We start from the raw sequence: 16,956 nt of genomic DNA on the forward strand, positions 1-16,956 counted from the left end.
CGCGCGCACATCGCTGTTGGGGAAGCGGCAGCGGGTGGCGACCCCATGAAAGAACAAGCGCCCCTAAGTCATCAAAAGGCCAACCGTCTGAAGGAGCCAGATATGCCGGCTGTTAAAGGACCCCAAGCTTTCCCTCGTACCGAATTTCTGAGGCGGCTCACAGCGCTGAAGACCGAAATGGACCAGCTTGAAATCGACACACACATTGTTGGAAACTCATCTGACATTACGTGTCTGACAGGCTATACGGCTAGATGGGGATATGTGCCGCAGGCGGTTGTGGTTTCTTTGAAAGACGAAGAACCCACATTCATATTGCGTCGTCAGGATGCACCTGCAGCGGTACACCAGACCTTCATGAGCCGCGGCAAAATCATCGGGTATCCGGAAGCGCTAATCGGCAATCCCGAAAAGGACGGCTTCGACGCGGTCATCGACTTTTTGAACGAGTTGGGTGCTGTAAATCGTACAGTGGGCGTGCAGCTTGGTTATCTCTCAGCAAGGTCATCGGAGAAGTTCAAGTCACGGTTGCCAAACACTCGGATCGTCGATTGCACCAATTCTGTCGCATGGACCCGAACGATTAAGTCTGACCTCGAATTATCGCTGATGCGTGAGGCCGCCGCAATCGCTGATGCGGGAGTCATGAAAGCCTCCGAAGCTATTCGATCTGGCGTTCGTGAAGCCGACATTATCGCAGAGGTCGCAGCTCAACTCGCTCGCGGGGCAAACGGCAAAGCTGGCACCGACCTTGCATCGATGTATCTCTGCTCTTCTCCACGTACGGGTACGTCCCACATTCAGTGGAGCGAAGATGTCATCCGCCATGGTCAGATCAACCTTGAGATAGGCGGTGTCCGCCACGGCTACGTCTGGGCGATAATGCGCACGTTCTCAGTTGGAGCCCCCTCCGATTTATCTTAAATTGGTGGCGATCGCAGCGTACGGTAGTCGAGACCGGATTGCTTGTACATGAGCTGGTGTCGTTCGAGACTCGATTTGCCACTGATTGCGTGAGGCGCGCTGTCGTAGTCGCCGGCCGAGCGAGGTGCCGTCCTTGCGCCGCCGGGAAAGATACACCGCCCGGAGTATCTCGAACCAAGATGGGGACGATATAAACACTGCATTTGACTAAGCGATCAGGGGCAACTGATCCTATTGAGAGCGAACTCGCAACTCATGTTTCATTGTGATGCAACTTGTGGCGCCAGAGTAGAACGGTGCGGTAGGGGTGAAGCGTTCTAGACGGTAGGAAAGTTGTTCCATTGGTCATCAATACCGATCCTGAGAGATGTGGGCTAAACAAGATGCATGGCGTTGAAGAATTCCGAGATATTCAAGCTGTGGCGACCGAATGGCGCCGCTACCTGCACCAAAATCCTGAGCTGGAGTACGGGCTTCACAATACCTCCCGTTTTGTCGCTGAGAAGTTGGCCTCCTTCGGAATCAATCGCATTGACACCGGAATCGCCGAGACCGGCATCGTGGCCGTCATTCAGGGTGCCGGCGGAGGTGGTCCGACAATCGGCCTGAGAGCCGACATGGACGCGTTGCCCATCCTCGAAGCGTCAAAGAAGCCTTGGACATCAAAGAACGAAGGCAAAATGCACGCCTGTGGACACGATGGTCATACCGCGATGCTCTTGGGGGCTGCCAAGTACCTCGCAGCCACTCGCAACTTTAAAGGGACCGTTGCTCTGATCTTCCAGCCCGCCGAAGAGGCTGGCCGCGGCGCTCAAAGGATGGTGCAGGAAGGAATAATGGACCGCTATGACATCTCCCAGGTATTTGGCATGCACAACATGCCAGGCATGAGCATTGGTACATTTGGGATACGTGATGGTTCGATTATGGCTGCGCTCGACGAATTTGATCTTATCGTGAAGGGCAGGGGCGGCCACGCCGCTTCGCCGCACACGACTATCGATCCTGTCGTCGTTGGTGCGCAAATAGTTCTGGCCCTGCAGACTTTGGTGTCGCGCAACACCAACCCAACCGAAGCGCTTGTCATATCGGTTACCAGGTTCAATGCCAGCCAAGCATACAACATTATCCCCGATTCCGTCGAACTGGGAGGTACAGTTCGCACCCTATCGCCGGCTTTGCGAGACTTCGCCGAGCAGCAGATCAAAGTCTGCGCGCAAGGGATTGCGAACGGCCTCGGTGCGGAGATTGAACTCAGCCACCGACGGCTCGAGCCCTTGACGTTTAATCACACCGGACCAAGCAATGTTGCGGCCGCTGTAGCCCGAAATCTGGTCGGCGATGATCACGTCAATGACAAAATCACTCCGCTGATGGGCTCCGAGGACTTCGCCTACATGTTGCAGGCGCGGCCGGGTGCTTTTATCTTTGCGGGCAATGGATCGTCTGCAGGCCTGCACAATGCAGCCTATGACTTTGATGACGAGGCACTTCCCTATGGAATTGGTTATTGGGTCAACCTAGTCGAGTCGACATTGGCAGCTTGACGATTGTTAACAGAGCTAAAGCCTACATACGCTTGAGCTAAGAATCAGTACCGCGAAGTACTCAACAGTTGTGCGTTAGAGACGTGTCGTCTTGCATTCGTATGGAGGATTTATGTCTGTTAGCAGAGGACCTCAGGCTTTTCCGCGTTCGGAGTATCTGCGCAGAATTGCCGCGGTAAAAGCCGAGATGGACCGCCGCAGCGTTGAGACACTCGTGGTCTCGGACGCCAACAATATCACTTATCTATCTGGCTACACATCGCTGTCATCTTATGTCCCACAGGCGCTCGTGGTTTCCATTCGAGAACCGGAGCCGACTTTCATTTTGCGCAGATGTGATGCGCCGGCGGCCCTGCATGAAACTTTCATGGAACACGACAAAATAATTGCCTATCCTGAATCCTTGATCGGAAACTCGGAGAAAGATGGATATGACGCAGTCATAGACTATATTCAAGAAGCTGGTTATGCGAAGCAGAGCATAGGCTTTGAGCTGGATGATCTGCCGCCGCGGGCGCCCGATAAGTTCAAATCGCGCCTGCCGGCGTCCAAGATCGTCGACTGCAGTAAACTTGTGACTTGGATACGGCTTGTCAAATCCGATCTCGAGATCGCGGTGATGAGGGAGTGTGCCGCTATCTCCGATGCTGCAGTGCTGCGTGCGGTTGAGGTGATTCGCCCTGGTGCGCGCGAGGCCGACGCAATTGCGGAAATCGTAGGAGCCTTGGTGCGCGGAGCGAACGGGAAGCCTGGAACGAGGATACCTCCTGTGTACCTATGTGCGTCGCCGCGCACAGGTACTTGCCACATCCCGTGGGCCGATGATGTATTTCGCCAAGGCTCGCAGATCAATCTCGAACTGGGCGGTTCGCGGCATGGTTATTATGCTGGTCTCATGCGGACGTATTCGATAGGTGCTCCGTCGGACCGGCTACGCCGGGTCCATGAGATCCAAGTGGCAGGCCTTGAGGCTGCACTCGAAACAATACGGCCCGGAGCCACGTGCAGTGATGTGGCCAATGCCTTCTATCGGACAATCGGAAAGCAAGGACTTCATAAGGAAACGCGTTGTGGTTACGCCCACGGCATTGGCTGGCTGGAACCAACGGCGAGCTTGAAGGACGGCGATACTACGGTCCTAACCCCAAACATGACTTTCCATTTGATGCTCGGGAATTGGATCGACGAAGATTTCGGCTATGTAATTAGCGAAACCTTCCGGGTCTCAGAGTCGGGAGTGGACGTTCTAACGAGTGCACCGCGAAAGATTTTTGAGCTCTAGTCAGGGTGGCGATCGAAAAGGCAAGCAGCTCTTCAAAGAGGCCGAATGTGAATCGGCCCTTTAATTTACGGCTGGACGCCTCAACGTGTGCAACGACGTTCACATGACGCATGATTCAACGAGGTCGCCACAACCACCGTCCCGGCGGGGACAACCTCGTTGCCGCGACCGGCTTGCTGTTTCCCCTCCGCGAGCCTCCTTTGGAGGAATTCGACGCACCGGCATGCCGGGACCGTCCGAATAGACCGCACCGAAACACTCCTCCAGCACCGGCCAGTCGATCGCCTGCGCCAGGCGCACCAGCTCGTGCTTCATGTTGATGATCTGATCGAGCCTGGAGCGGAAAAGATCCTGCTCTCCCCTCTCGCGCTTCTCGCGTGGCCTAGACACTGCGTTCCCCTCGATTCGCCGCCGCCGACCGACTGAATCACGCTCCGCAGCACAAGGGAATCGCAAAATCGAATTGCAAGAAAACAGTGCCCAAACACCGCAAATCCTGCAATTCCAAAGCCGACCTCCGCCCTAATCAGGATGCCAGATCAACGGTTTGCGGATAGTTCACGGCCGACTAATCGTCACCTTTTTTCGCGGCACTGACTGTTCACCGCTGGCTACGATCCGACTGAAGTGGGAAAGAGGGCCTCTGGCCAATCATCGCAAAAAAACCGCCGGGATCAAGCGTCGGGTGACAGGAGGAAACCTTTGGTGGCGTCAGGCGGCAAGCACCGCCTTCGGCTCGACCAGTTCAGTTCGTCAATGGTTTAACCATCTTGATTTGGCATGGAGACACCTCTTCCAGACGGCCGACGGGTAACGAAAGACGCAATACTGCTTTTCCGGCATTACTTCGCATGGAGAACAGAGTCCAGTTATGAACGAAGGCTGAACAGGCAACCTGACGTCGATGTCGAAATATGCATAAACCTGAATCGAGGTGATTTTGGTGTCTGCCCAATCATCGTAGGCCATGAATCGCGCTGGCCATCACCGGGATGTATGCGCTGAAGCAAGAGAACGAAGGTTTTCTGCGTGCGCGGACGAGAATTCGCGCAAGCCGCACATTGGACGATGCTACCGTTTAAGAAACGGAACCGTGCACTCCAGAACGGACCCCTATTGCTGAGGGACTCGTTCAGGATTGGCGCAAGTGACTCAATCTCAGCCTCGGACGCATACGATGAAGAGTTCACACTCGCGAAGTTTAAGGCCAAAAGATCAAATGGGGGTCAAAGATGAAGCTTGATGAAGCTGACGTGATCCGCGACATCGGCTACGTGCCTATGAAGGACGGAACCCGGATCGCTTATGTTTCATGGCGGCAAAAGTCGGGCCGATATCCTACAGTCTTCCTCTACGACCCATACGCGGCGAGTGCCTCACCTTTCAATCTAGTGAAGCCATTTCTGGAAGCTGGCTACGCTTTCGTTGGCGCCAACTTCCCTGCGACGGGTTGTTCGGAAGGCATCATCGAGCATTGGGGCGACCGCAAGGAAGGAATCTATGGTGCGGAAATCGTTGAATGGATCGCCGAGCAGCCCTGGAGCGACGGCAATGTTGGGCTTGTCGGGAATTCATCTGCCGGTACGGTTCAATTCTGGATCGCAGCAGAACAGCCTCCTCATCTCAAGGCCATTGTGGGAAGCGGCGTCGAGGATGCCTACGAGGATTGCTTCGCTGTGGGCGGAATGCCGACGGTCGGAGCGATAACATGGTCCATTGATAGTCAATACGTTCACGAGGTTAGCGGAGTGGAGAGCCGGCTCAGGGCCGGCGATACTGAATGCGCGGCAATTCGTAGAGGCAGCCGGCAACTCGTCAAACGTTCATTCTTCAACGAAGTGCGAGAGCGCCCATTGAAGGATGAGTGGTGGGATTCGATCTATTTGGCCCGCGATGAGGTCGCCGGCAAGGTCGCTGTGCCCACTATGCTTATTGCCTCGTGGCAGGACGAATCCGGTGCAGCGGTTAAGGAAAGTGCTCGCCTATTTACTCAGCTGATGCCGAACGTCAAGCATAAGAAACTTGTCCTGATGAATGGCGATCATAGAGTTGGTGGGCCTGGGCCACAGAGTTATAGAATTGTGGACGAAGAGCGGATGAGATTCCTGGATCGCTGGGTGAAGGGCGTTGAGAACGGAATAGAACAGGAATTGCCCGTCACCGTCTATTGGGAAGTCTGGGAACCCGATGGAGACTCCAAAAAGTCAGTTGCGGGTTGGGTTACAAGACACGAGTCTTGGCCAGAACCGGCAGTCGAGCGACATTGCTACTATCTAACGGCCGATGCCAAGATTTCAGCTGATAAACCCGGTGCTAGCTCGAACGAGGGCCCTCGCGCCTACCTTTATCCCGCGGGTACAGAATTCTACCGAAGCAATCAGCTGTTCGCGATTAAGCCTTATGCCGGAGGCGTACTGAATTATCGGACTGCCCCGGCGACGGCCGAGATGGCGCTGCTTGGAAACCCGGAAGTCACGTTATATCTCAGCATCGATAATGGAGATGACACCGACCTGGAATTGACGTTGAAGGACGTCGATCCTGCCGGCAATGTACTCTTCCTAGTAGCAGGACGTCTGCGCGCTTCCCTTCGCGCCGTCGACGAAACGCGGACCTATTCTGACGAAGTCGTTCATGTATTTTGCGAAAGGGAGAAACTCGTTCCAGGTGAAATTTACGAGATACGAATGTCGCTAGTGTCGCCAATTGCTCACGTAGTCCGGCAAGGGCATTGCCTTGAGCTAACCATCGGCGCTCCGAATCCTATCTCCGGCGTGATGCCGACCGGCGCCGCTTCCATCAATAGAGTTTTTCACTCGGAGAGATATCCGTCGAAAATTCTCCTTCCCATCATCCCGGGTGTAAAAGCGCAAGCGCCCGCACCTGCACGGGGCGCGCAGCGAAATCAGCCTTGTCGAAAAGAAGCTGAATTTGTCCCGGGGGGGCTGCCCATTCAGTAGGTCGACTCGGAACAAATTGACCCGGCAGTTATCGGCGCCAAGGGCGTTCGGAGTGCCGCCAATTCGCAGTTCACACTAGGCGGTCATTGAGTCGTCAATGAGAACACACTCAACGACTAGGACCGTCGGTGGAAGTTTGGACGCATTGGTGTGCGGTCAAGGGTTTGCCGGCCAGGTCCATTTGAAAGGCGTTCCCTGGTCTTGTTGAAGTAGTCGATGAAACGCTCGATGCTGTGTTTCCGGCGGCGTCTGTTCCCATCTTCAAAACACGTGACGCAGCAGCTGAATTGCGGGCGAGCACAGTGCGCCTTTTAGCCCTTTAGGTCACGGAGAATTTCCCTGGGTGTGACTGACTCGCACCAGGGGGCTGCTGCGAGCTCGCCGGAAATTGGCGTAAGCTGGAAATAAACGCAGCTTCCCTGCAAAAAAGAGGCCGATTTCGCGGAAGGCGAAGAATTATGCTGTTATTTTGTTTGTGAGGCTAACGGCGCAACGTGAGCTTGGGAGGACTTACAAGGTGGAGAAATGGCAACTTAGCCGCCGCACTGCATTGAAAGCGATGCTGCTCGGATCGACAGTAACTTGGAGCATGTGCTCAAGGGCGTTCGCCTCGTCCTCGTGCGAGGATCACATCGTGCGCATTGGCGCAATCGGCGCCCCTGATACTATGAATCCCTTCGCTTCCTGGAGCAACTTCTGGCCGCTGGTCTTCACTTACGACTTCTTGGTCGGCGTGGATCCCCAGCGACACGAAGATCGAAAGGGCTTCGCCAAATCGTGGTCCGTCGCCGATGACAATGTCACCTGGACCTTCAAAATCTGGCCCGGCATGAAGTGGTCGGATGGCGAGCCTGCCACGGCCAGGGACGCTGCGTTCACCTATAACTACATCCGCGCCTCAGTGGGCAGGCCAGACGAACTGACCGGCAGTGGCTGGAACAACACCAGTGGCTTCGATCAGGTGCAATCGATAGTGGCCCTTGACGACGAGACGCTGCAAATTACGACCAAGGTCCCCACCCGCTGGCCGATCGACAACGCTAATATGATTGTCCCCGAGCACATCTGGAAGGATATCAGCTATACGGACGTGGTCAGCACCTTCCGCAACGACCCGCCGCTGGTAGGCACGGGGCCGATGATCGTTTCCGAGTTCCGGCAGGGCCAGTTTGTACGCCTCTCCCCGAATCCGTACTTCCGCACGGGGCGGCCAGGGACGGCCGGCATGATTTACCACAACTTCAACACGGCGGATCCCATCGCTCAAGGCCTGAAGAGCGGCAACCTGGACTATGGAGTGAGCCTGACGGCTGCCCAGTGGGTCGATCTTTCGAAGAATCCTGACATCGTCGTGGGTGAATCGCGCGTCGAGCAGCGAGATTATCTGGCATTCAACACGGCGTCGGGAGATGGCGCAGGCAGCACCAAGGCCCTGCAGGATCGGGCGTTTCGCGATGCGATCGGTTACGCCATCGACCAGAAGACCATCGTGGATCGAGCGTACCGCGGTCACGCAGATCCGGGTGTGGGGGTGGTGATGCCAGTGGCTACCGATTACTACTCTGACCTAGGCGACGTCACGCGCCACTTTGATCTTGCTGAGGCTGGCCGCCGGCTGGATGCCGCTGGCTATCGGGACGCAAACGGGGACGGCGTCCGAGAGGACAAGGAGGGCAAGAGCTTCCAGCTTGAGCTGATCACCGGAACAGTGTCTGGTACTCTCGAAATCCCAATCGCGGCCGTGCAGCTTATCGCTGGCTGGTTGGGGCAAATCGGCATTCCCGTGTCGGTGACACAGCTAGACTCCGGCGCACTTGATGCCCGGGCGGCAACTCCGGCGAAGGGTGGAGGAGGCTGGGATCTGCTTGTCTCTTCTAGCTGGAACTCTCCCAGCGCTGTTGGCATACTCAAATTCGGAAAAAGTGCTGACGTCTCTAATACCTCTTACTGGAGCAGCGAACAGTTCGATCAACTTTTATCTCATGTCGCGGTCACCGTCGACCTTAAGCAGAGCCAGAAACTGGTGGATCAGGCGGCGCGCCTCATCTACGCCGAAGCGCCCTACATCATGCTGAGCTATCCGTTCGTGCTTGAGGCGCGTCGCAAGGATTGCTTCGGAGGATGGGGGACGACAGACATTGTGTCGCAGCAGGCCTACTATCCGTTTGATCGGTTGAGGCCGGTCTGAGGTGGCTAACAACGGACAGGCAGGTCCGACCAGCCGGCGCATTGGAGGTATCATCCTTAGGGCGGTTGTGACGGTTCTGATGGTTGCGATCCTGAACTTCATCTTGTTCAGAGTCATTCCGGGCGATCCTGCTAGACTGCTGTTGGGGGGCGCGCGCGCCGCTGTGACTGCTGAGCAGATCGAGGCGCAGAGCCAGCGCTGGGGCCTCGATCGGCCGCTCTTCCCGGATCAGTTCCTCGATTATGTCTCGGCAACGGCAAAGGGCGACTTGGGCTATAGCTTCAAGTTCAAGGGCAGGCGTGTCGCAGACCTTCTGCTGGAGCGGCTGCCCGCCACCATTGCGCTAGTCGGTGTCGCCCAGGTCCTCGCCATCGTTTCTGGGGTCATGCTCGGCATCTACGCTGGTTGGCGGCGAGGCAGAGTTGTTGATCATATCGCCACCGGTGCCTCGTTGGTGCTCTACTCTACGCCATCGTTTTGGCTCGGCATGCTGCTGGTGGTGACCTTCAGCACGTCATTAGGCTGGCTCCCGGGCTACGGTGCATCTTCGCCAGGGGCCACCACAGGCTTTCTGGACTGGTTAGCCGACTACGTGCGGCATCTCGTCCTTCCAGCCTCCACGGCGGCCTTGGGGCTGATGGGCCAATATGTGCTGGTGGCGCGTGCTGCCATGAGCGAGGTTGTGGCCGAGGACTATATGGTGACAGCCCGGGCTAAGGGGCTGACTAGTGGTCAGATGCTGATGCGTCATGCCTTCCGCAACGCAATGCTGCCTGTCTTGACCTTGGTGACGCTCAACTTGGGCTATGTAGTGGCGGGTGCCATTACTGTTGAATCCGTGTTCGCCTGGCCGGGGATCGGCGGTCTGACGGTCGAGGCACTCAACGCTCGAGACTATCCTGTGCTTCAGGGTGTCTTCTTGTTGCTCGGTGCTTCTATCGTTGTCGCAAACCTTGTCACCGACTTGGCCTACGGCCTTCTTGACCCCAGGGTAAGGCAATGAGCGAAGTTGTTGCGGAAACTCGTAGGCAGGTCCGATTGCGCGCAATGAAAGCCTTCGTCGGCCGGCTCTTTCAACGGGGCGGCGCTTGGGTTGGCGTGGCGGCTTTGACCTTCTTCCTCGTATTTGCCGCAGTACCTGGTCCGCTGGTCGGTCCACTCGAGACGGCAGCCACCGCAACCGGGGATTTCCTTACACCGCCCGACAGCGAGCATCTGCTGGGCGCGGATGAGGTCGGGCGGGATGTTCTCAATCTCGTGGTCCATGGTGCGCGGATCTCCCTGACCATCGCACTGATAGCGACCGTTATCAGTGTCATCGTCGGAACCACGGTCGGCATAACGGCAGGCTACTTCGGCGGCAGGGTCGACAATTGGCTGATGCGAATGACTGATTTCTTCTTCATCGTCCCGCCATTCGTGCTGGCGCTAGTGATTGCGCCAGTGTTCGTCGAAGTCGTGGGCCGCGGCCGTGAGATCCTTGGCTTTCGTACCTCTCTATTTGTAGTGGTTATAGTCATCGGCTTGACCAGCTGGTCCTTTATCGCGCGCGTAATCCGCAGCCAGACACTGTCGCTTCGGGAGCGGCTTTTCGTGGATCGCGCCCGGGTCGCGGGCACCAGTGACTTCAGCATCATGGTGCGGCACATTCTGCCCAACCTCGTGCCGCAGATCGCCGCCAATGGCGCCCTCGTCGTCGCCAACGCGATCTATATCGAGACCTCACTCTCATTTCTCGGACTCGGAGATCCACTGCAGCCTTCGTGGGGCACTTTGCTTTCCCTCGCACAGCGCGCTGGCGCGGCAAGTGTTGGAGCCTGGTGGTATCTCGGCGCACCGGGAGTCTGCGTGCTCACGGTTGCACTTGGCTTCGTACTTCTTGGCAATGCGCTTGACGACACCTTCAATCCACGCCGGCGTCTGATTCCATGAACGACATCTCTCAAAACGCCGTCGCCTCGCTTCTGTCGGTTGACGGACTTTCCGTTGATTATGGACTCAAGGGCGTTTCATTGCGTGCGATCGACCGCGTGAGCTTTAATCTCCAAGCCGGAGAAGCCGTTGCCCTCGTCGGAGAATCGGGCAGTGGCAAGACCACGACTGCAATGGCGATCGCGGGTCTGCTGTCACCAAATGCAAAGGTCAGCCATGGCGTGGTCCGTTATCGTGGAGAGCGACTGCCGATCGACGATGATGTGGCAATGCGGTCACACCGCTGGAGCGAGACGTCCGTCGTCTTTCAAGGCGCGATGAATGCGCTCAATCCCGTTCACCGAATCATAAAGCAGATCGCCGAGCCATGCATGCTGAAGCTCGGGATGCCGAAGGCTGACGCGATCGCCCGAGCAAGGGAGTTGCTCGAACTTGTCGGCATCCCGGCCGATCGCGGCGCCGCCTATCCTCACGAGTTGTCGGGCGGGATGCGACAACGGGTGATGATTGCGATGGCGCTCGCATGTCGCCCCTCAATCATTATCGGCGATGAGCCCACGACCGCACTGGATGTCATTACGCAAGCTCAGATAGTCAAACTGCTGGCTGAGTTGCGATCACAGCTCAATCTCGCCCTCATCCTGATTACCCACGATCTTTCAGTCGTTGCCGAAACTTGCGATCGCGTGATGATCATGTATGCGGGCCGGATCGTCGAGGATGGCACTGTCGCTGAGATCTTCGCCAAGCCCAAACATCCTTACACCCGTCTGCTCATCGACTCGATCCCGAACCCCGCTAATGGCAAAAAGGTGATCCGACCCATTCCAGGTGATGCCCCTAACTTAATGAATCGACCGTCAGGGTGCTCCTTCCATCCACGTTGCCCGTCAGCGATCGGGGTTTGCGGGACTGAAGTCCCGAATCTCGACAAATTGGGGCAGGGACGGGTCGCCTGTCACCTTTGCCGGCCCTCGCAAGAAGACAAGGTTGCCGTTCATGCCTGACACCGCCGATATTCTGCGTCTGGAGAACCTGCAGGTCCATTTTCCTATCCAGGGCGGGATGTTCGACCGTGTTCTGGGCCGACCTGCTGGCGCCGTGCGCGCGGTGGACGGGATCGACCTCAATGTAGGTTGCGGCGAGATCGTCGCCCTGGTTGGGGAATCGGGAAGCGGCAAGACGACGGTGGGCCGAGTCATCACCAAACTTGCTCAGCCAACAGGCGGCAGGTTGCTGTTCAATGGCCGTGACATGACCTCGGAGCGAGGCACCTCGGCCCTACGTCCTTACCGGCATCGCGTGCAGATGATTTTCCAGGACGCATATCAGGCGCTCAACCCGCGACACAGCGTATTCGATGTCGTGGCGGAGCCGTTGCGCTCCCTGCGGTTGGTCGAGAATGGCAAACAGCTTGCAGATCGTGTGAGCGAGGCGCTTGCGGCCGCCGGGCTCAATCCTCCCGGTGACTTCCTTTCCCGCTTTCCGCACGAACTGTCCGGCGGGCAGCGACAGCGGGTCGTGATCGCCGGAGCGCTTGCCGTCAAGCCAGAACTCATCGTGGCTGACGAACCTGTGTCGATGCTTGATGTGTCGATACGCGCACAAATCCTTCAGGTCTTGGTGGATCTGCGCGATAAGCGCAACATGGCGCTGCTGTTCATCACTCATGATCTGCCGCTCGCCTGGCTGATAGCCGACAGGATTGCGGTCTTGTATCTGGGACGTGTGGTTGAGATCGGTAGCGCCGACGAGATCACATTCAACCCCCGCCATCCCTATACTGTCGCCTTGCGTAACGCAACGCCGCAGATTGGCGGCGAGGCAGGTCATAGGGAACTGCCCACCCTGCAAGGCGAGGTTCCAAGTGCTGCGCGAATGCCGAAGGGATGCCGTTTCCATCCGCGCTGCCCACAGGCCTTCGACCGCTGCCGAGAACAAGAACCGCCAGCCATCGAAGTGGGGGCGCAACACATAGCCGCGTGCTGGCGGGCGAACTGAAGGCTGTATGCAGCCTTTCGGGCGACCCGCTTTTTTCGCTGGGCGGCTTGCCCCACGATCCACAGACCGACACGCCATCCTGCATTGGGGGGGCCTGGACGCTGCTACCGAGTTCGAACTTCCGAACACAAGCGAAATAGAGCAATGAAGAGGCGTCCAACGGGTTCCTTTGCGAATCTTGTCCCAGGGAGACTGCTACCCATGGCGTTCAAGCGGTCACGGGACGCCGATGATCGCGCAGTTCAAGGGCAAACATGGCAGCTAAAATGGACTGCACTGCCGACTTCGTCGGCCGCTGCGCTTCTTCAGCAAGAGAAGGCAAGCCGCTCGGCCCGGAAGAGGTACTTCATTGCAACCCTCCGGGCGCATTGCCTCAATCAAAATGTTACCGATACTGTCCCTGTTCCGAAAGGGATGGAGAGGTCGTGCCATTCCGGTTCGGGGGACGGATGGCGGGCTCGGCATGGCGACACGGTCGGAACTGACAGCGGCGATCGTGGAGCGTTATCGAGCGGGCGTGTCGAGATGACAAGCGGCGCATTCTGGATGAGTTCGTGGCGGTAACGGGCTATCATCGCAAGCACGCGATCCGTGTTATGAACATCGTGAGCAGAGGCCGTCTGCGGGCAAGAGCCACAGCCGCCGTTACGATAGCGATGTCCGCGAAGCGCTGATCGTGTTGTGGGAGGCTTCGGAGCGGCTGTGTTCCAAACGTCTTAAGCCGTTGATCCCTGTCTTATTGCCCGCGCTTGAGCGACATGGCCGGTTAGCACTCGATGAGGCGCTCCGCGGCAAACTGCTGCCAGTAAGCCCGGCGACGATAGATCGGCTTTTGATCGAGGTCCGCATCGTCGCTCGCGGCGGCCAGCGCCGCCGGGCAGGAATGAGTTCGGCAGTTCGCCGCTCGGTGCCAGTTCGCACCTTCGGCGATTGGAATGATCCGCCGCCCGGCTTTGTTGAGGTCGATTTTGTGGCCCAATCGGGCCCGTTTTCATCGGGGAGCTTCGTGCAGACGATGGTGCTGACCGACGTTGCCAGCGGCTGGACCGAATGCATGCCGGTCCGCACGCGCGACAGCGGCAATGTGATCATGGCGATCAAGCAGGCCCGCTCGCGGTTTCCCTTTCGACTGCTGGGTGTCCACTTTGACAACGACAGCGCGTTCATGAACGCGTCGGTTGTTTCCTGGTGCCGCAGCGAGGATTTGGAGGTGACACGCTCTCGCGCTTATCGAGAGCACGACCAAGCGCATGTGGAGCAGAAGAACGGCGCCATCGTGCGCCGCCTAGTGGGCTATGGCCGGTTTGTCGGCATGGATGCGACGGCTGCCCTTGAACGCTTCTACGCTGTGGTGCGGCTTACGCCAATCTGTTCCAACCGTCATTCAAGTTGCAGGAGAAGACACGGATCGGCGCCCGTGTGATCAAGCGCTATCATCCGCCAGTTCCACCCGCGGCCCGTGTTCTTGCGCATCCGAAAGTGGCCGAGACTGATAAGGAGCGGCTACGGGCAATAATGGAGACAGCTGACCCTGTGCTGCTGTTTGCCTGCATCCGCGCCGCACAGGAAGAGCTTGGAAAGCGGGTCGATCGTCGTGGCCTGAATGCGAAAATCGAGGAGCCGTTGGTCGTCGATCTCCAGAGCTTCGCCGCGAACTTGAAAACAGCCTGGAAGAACGCGAGACACGGCCAACGCGTCGGCGACCCTATCGGCGGACGAAGCCCTGGCCGAAAAGACCCAGCATGTAGGAGCCCTTTGAGGCGCGGATCAAGGAATGGCTGAAGGAAGATCCCGCCCTCTCGGCAGCCGCCGTGCTACAACGGCTGAAGGACATCGATCCAGCTCGCTTCGAAGACAAGAACATCAGAATGGTGCAACGGCTGGTGAAGGTCTGGCGCATGGAAATGGCTGGGCTGGCCATCCTCGACGGGGGCTGGACCACGAGCTTGCCCCTGCCACCTGCCGCCGCGATGGCAGGTGAAATGAGCACTGTGCACCGAGCGATTGTCGCGGCAGGCTTTGTGGCCGAGCGCGCAGGTAAGCCAACTCTTGCCTACGCCGGTTGCGCCGGTGACCAGGAGATTCTCGTGGGGGTCGATCCAGTCGCCGTTGACGAGCCTGGCGAAGACAGCGCGGTCGATGCCGCGCGGCGTGCGCAAAATTGACATCCTCCACGCATACGCTTTGTCGCAGCGCGGCGAATTTGAGGCGCGTCGTGAGCCGTTTGGTGTCGCGCTCGGCGGCTTCGCGATCGACAAGCAGCCCGATGCGTTCCTCGAATGACAGGGCATCGAGATCCGGTGATCGTCGTTGCTCCTCGAAGGCTTTGGCCATTCCGGTCAGGCCGAGTGCGATCAGCCGTTCATGGGTGGGATGGGTGAGCATTGGGTTCTCCCTGGTTCAGTGGAAATAGCCCTGACCGCGAATGTTGCCGTAGCGCAGGGGTTGGTGATCGGGGGTCTCGTCGAGGAAGCTGCGATCAAGGCCGTTCTTGAGGATCGAACGGATCGAGGCGACGGAGCGTGCCTTGATGAGGATGCCGCGTTGGCAGGCTGCATCGACACGCGCATCACCGAAACTCTTGGTCAGTGCCAGAATGCCGAGACAGGTGCGAAAGCCCTGCTCGGGGTGCGGCCGGTCAGCGATGACGGCCTCGAAGAAGGCGGCGTGGAAGGACCGATCTTCTCGCCGGCCGTAGGGGCGATGCGCGCTCGGCATGTGATCGGCAAGGGTCGTATGGCCGCGCCGGTTGGGCGCGCGGGCGTGGCTGGCGATCTGCTGACCCTTCTGGAAGATCTCGACGGTGTTGTCGGCGATGCGCACATCGACGAGTTCGCGGATGAGGTATACCAGTGCCCGTCGACCTCGACATGATAGTCGGGCGCGACGCGGCACCGCTTCCAGCGCGCAAAGACGTATGGCTGGTCCGGCAGTTGTCCCAGCTTCGGCCTGTCCAGCTCGGCGAAGAGTTCGGCACGGCTGGAGCCGAAACCACGCATCTGGCGGGCGTTGAGTTCGGCGACGAGCACGCTGATGGCGGCGTTCAACTCGGCCAGGGAAAAGAAGCGCTGATTGCGCAGACGCGCCAGCACCCAACGCTGGGCAATTTCGGCCGCGCCGCGAGGACTGCTGTGCCGTAATGGCTCGCCATCTCGGCATAGGTCCGGTTGAGGCCGGGATCGTAGCGATCTGGGTTTGTGACAGCGGCCTTGAGATTGTCGCAGACGACGAACTTCGGCACGCCAGCCAGAAAGCTAAAAAGGCTTGCATGCACGCCGATTCAGTCGGCGAGGCTCTCGCTCGGGCAGGCCTCGGCATAGGTGTAGTTCGATGCGCCCATCGTCGCGACGAACAGCTTCATGGGGCGTGCTTCGCCGGTGACGGGTCGAAGATGTCGATGGTGTAGCCGGCAAAATCGACGAACACCTTCTCAGCCGCCCAGGTGTGTCTGGCGCATCGTCGGGCGGGTGCGCCCTTTCCAGGCCTCAAAGGTCGTGCAAAACCAGGTATAGCCAAGCCGTCGGGATTGACGGCGCGATACTCTTCCCGCAGGAGCACCCGCGTTACACCGCGGCGGCGCAACTCCCTCTCCACATAGCTCCAATCAGGCACCGGCCGCCGGGGACTTTGCGACGCAGCCTTGGGCGCCGGAAAGAGGAGCAGCTCAAGGGGCCTTCGTCATCAATCCCTTCGGGCAGGGCCAGCTCAGCCCGGCAAGACGGGCGCGCCGCAGATAACCATGCACGACGCCGTTGCTCACCCCGAGAGTGTGCGCGATGACGCGTTCGGTCAGGCCCTGGACATGCCTTAGACGTAAAACTTCTCTGATCCGGCGCAGCGACAATCTCTGGGTTGGCATCAGGCTTCCTCGTTTTGAACGAGGCATCCTGTAAACCGGTTGAGTTGTCGGCCGAAGCATCCCGCACCTCCGAAAACGTGCTCACGATCACCTGAAATCGTTGCTCACGCTCGTCTGAAATCGTTGCTCATGATCCCGTGAAATCCGTGCTCACGATGCGGTGAAATCCGTGCTCACGATCGCCTGAAATACGCACACTGTCGCCACCGCAGCCCTCGGTAACATTGATCGGTGAGGCAATAGAGGGGTCAATTGTGCATGTC

At 58.2% G+C, this 16,956-nt stretch carries 10 protein-coding genes and 3 pseudogenes; 10 read left to right on the top strand and 3 right to left on the bottom strand.

Features of this window, described 5'->3' with window-relative positions:
* Positions 1-45 precede the first annotated feature (45 nt).
* The 3 genes from ACWUKX_RS27615 (at position 46) to ACWUKX_RS27625 (ending at position 3,753) form a co-directional block, all read left to right on the top strand.
* Complete coding sequence (locus ACWUKX_RS27615) at positions 46-924, top strand: M24 family metallopeptidase (protein WP_456009863.1); 879 nt, start codon at positions 46-48, stop codon at positions 922-924.
* Positions 925-1,307: 383 nt separating this feature from the next.
* A complete protein-coding gene (locus tag ACWUKX_RS27620; protein ID WP_456009873.1) occupies positions 1,308-2,471 on the top strand; it encodes a M20 aminoacylase family protein in 1,164 nt (387 codons plus the stop codon).
* A 112-nt stretch (positions 2,472-2,583) separates the two neighbouring features.
* Complete coding sequence (locus tag ACWUKX_RS27625) at positions 2,584-3,753, top strand: M24 family metallopeptidase (RefSeq protein ID WP_456009864.1); 1,170 nt, start codon at positions 2,584-2,586, stop codon at positions 3,751-3,753.
* Positions 3,754-3,972: 219 nt separating this feature from the next.
* Here the strand turns inward: ACWUKX_RS27625 and ACWUKX_RS27630 are convergent.
* A pseudogene (locus tag ACWUKX_RS27630) lies at positions 3,973-4,143 on the bottom strand (IS5/IS1182 family transposase); the annotation flags it as partial.
* An 842-nt stretch (positions 4,144-4,985) separates the two neighbouring features.
* On the opposite strand from ACWUKX_RS27630, the gene ACWUKX_RS27635 reads away from it, so the two are divergent.
* From ACWUKX_RS27635 to ACWUKX_RS27665, 7 genes are all read left to right on the top strand, one after another.
* The gene (locus tag ACWUKX_RS27635; protein WP_456009865.1) at positions 4,986-6,713 is read left to right on the top strand and encodes a CocE/NonD family hydrolase; all 1,728 of its coding nucleotides are present in this window, start codon (positions 4,986-4,988) and stop codon (positions 6,711-6,713) included.
* Positions 6,714-7,272: 559 nt separating this feature from the next.
* Positions 7,273-8,901 carry an ABC transporter substrate-binding protein gene (locus ACWUKX_RS27640; protein ID WP_456009874.1) on the top strand — a complete coding sequence of 543 codons (1,629 nt, stop codon included), beginning with the start codon at positions 7,273-7,275 and terminating at the stop codon, positions 8,899-8,901.
* A gap of 1 nt (position 8,902) precedes the next feature.
* Entirely contained in the window at positions 8,903-9,904 is a 1,002-nt protein-coding gene (locus tag ACWUKX_RS27645; RefSeq protein ID WP_456009866.1) for an ABC transporter permease, read from the top strand.
* Complete coding sequence (locus ACWUKX_RS27650) at positions 9,901-10,833, top strand: ABC transporter permease (RefSeq protein ID WP_456009867.1); 933 nt, start codon at positions 9,901-9,903, stop codon at positions 10,831-10,833. Before ACWUKX_RS27645 ends, ACWUKX_RS27650 begins: the two co-directional genes overlap by 4 nt.
* Entirely contained in the window at positions 10,830-11,840 is a 1,011-nt protein-coding gene (locus ACWUKX_RS27655; protein WP_456009868.1) for an ABC transporter ATP-binding protein, read from the top strand. Before ACWUKX_RS27650 ends, ACWUKX_RS27655 begins: the two co-directional genes overlap by 4 nt.
* Complete coding sequence (locus ACWUKX_RS27660) at positions 11,833-12,834, top strand: ABC transporter ATP-binding protein (protein WP_456009869.1); 1,002 nt, start codon at positions 11,833-11,835, stop codon at positions 12,832-12,834. The genes ACWUKX_RS27655 and ACWUKX_RS27660 overlap by 8 nt, the downstream gene beginning before the upstream one ends.
* Positions 12,835-13,666: 832 nt before the next feature.
* Positions 13,667-14,257, top strand: coding sequence for an integrase catalytic domain-containing protein (locus ACWUKX_RS27665; protein WP_456009870.1), 591 nt, complete (start codon positions 13,667-13,669; stop codon positions 14,255-14,257).
* Positions 14,258-14,828: 571 nt separating this feature from the next.
* Here ACWUKX_RS27665 and ACWUKX_RS27670 read toward each other — a convergent pair.
* Both ACWUKX_RS27670 and istA read right to left on the bottom strand, forming a co-directional pair.
* Positions 14,829-15,219 (bottom strand): annotated as a pseudogene (locus ACWUKX_RS27670) (ATP-binding protein); the annotation flags it as partial.
* Positions 15,220-15,234: 15 nt separating this feature from the next.
* A pseudogene (istA, locus tag ACWUKX_RS27675) lies at positions 15,235-16,693 on the bottom strand (IS21 family transposase).
* Positions 16,694-16,956: the final 263 nt, after the last annotated feature.

The sequence above is a fragment of the Mesorhizobium sp. f-mel genome, from assembly GCF_053850215.1.

Coding starts and splice junctions, on each gene's coding strand:
- ACWUKX_RS27615 (WP_456009863.1), top strand. CDS start 46: ATGAAAGAACAAGCGCCCCTAAGTCATCAAAAGGCCAACCGTCTGAAG.
- ACWUKX_RS27620 (WP_456009873.1), top strand. CDS start 1,308: ATGCATGGCGTTGAAGAATTCCGAGATATTCAAGCTGTGGCGACCGAA.
- ACWUKX_RS27625 (WP_456009864.1), top strand. CDS start 2,584: ATGTCTGTTAGCAGAGGACCTCAGGCTTTTCCGCGTTCGGAGTATCTG.
- ACWUKX_RS27635 (WP_456009865.1), top strand. CDS start 4,986: ATGAAGCTTGATGAAGCTGACGTGATCCGCGACATCGGCTACGTGCCT.
- ACWUKX_RS27640 (WP_456009874.1), top strand. CDS start 7,273: ATGCTGCTCGGATCGACAGTAACTTGGAGCATGTGCTCAAGGGCGTTC.
- ACWUKX_RS27650 (WP_456009867.1), top strand. CDS start 9,901: ATGAGCGAAGTTGTTGCGGAAACTCGTAGGCAGGTCCGATTGCGCGCA.
- ACWUKX_RS27655 (WP_456009868.1), top strand. CDS start 10,830: ATGAACGACATCTCTCAAAACGCCGTCGCCTCGCTTCTGTCGGTTGAC.
- ACWUKX_RS27660 (WP_456009869.1), top strand. CDS start 11,833: ATGCCTGACACCGCCGATATTCTGCGTCTGGAGAACCTGCAGGTCCAT.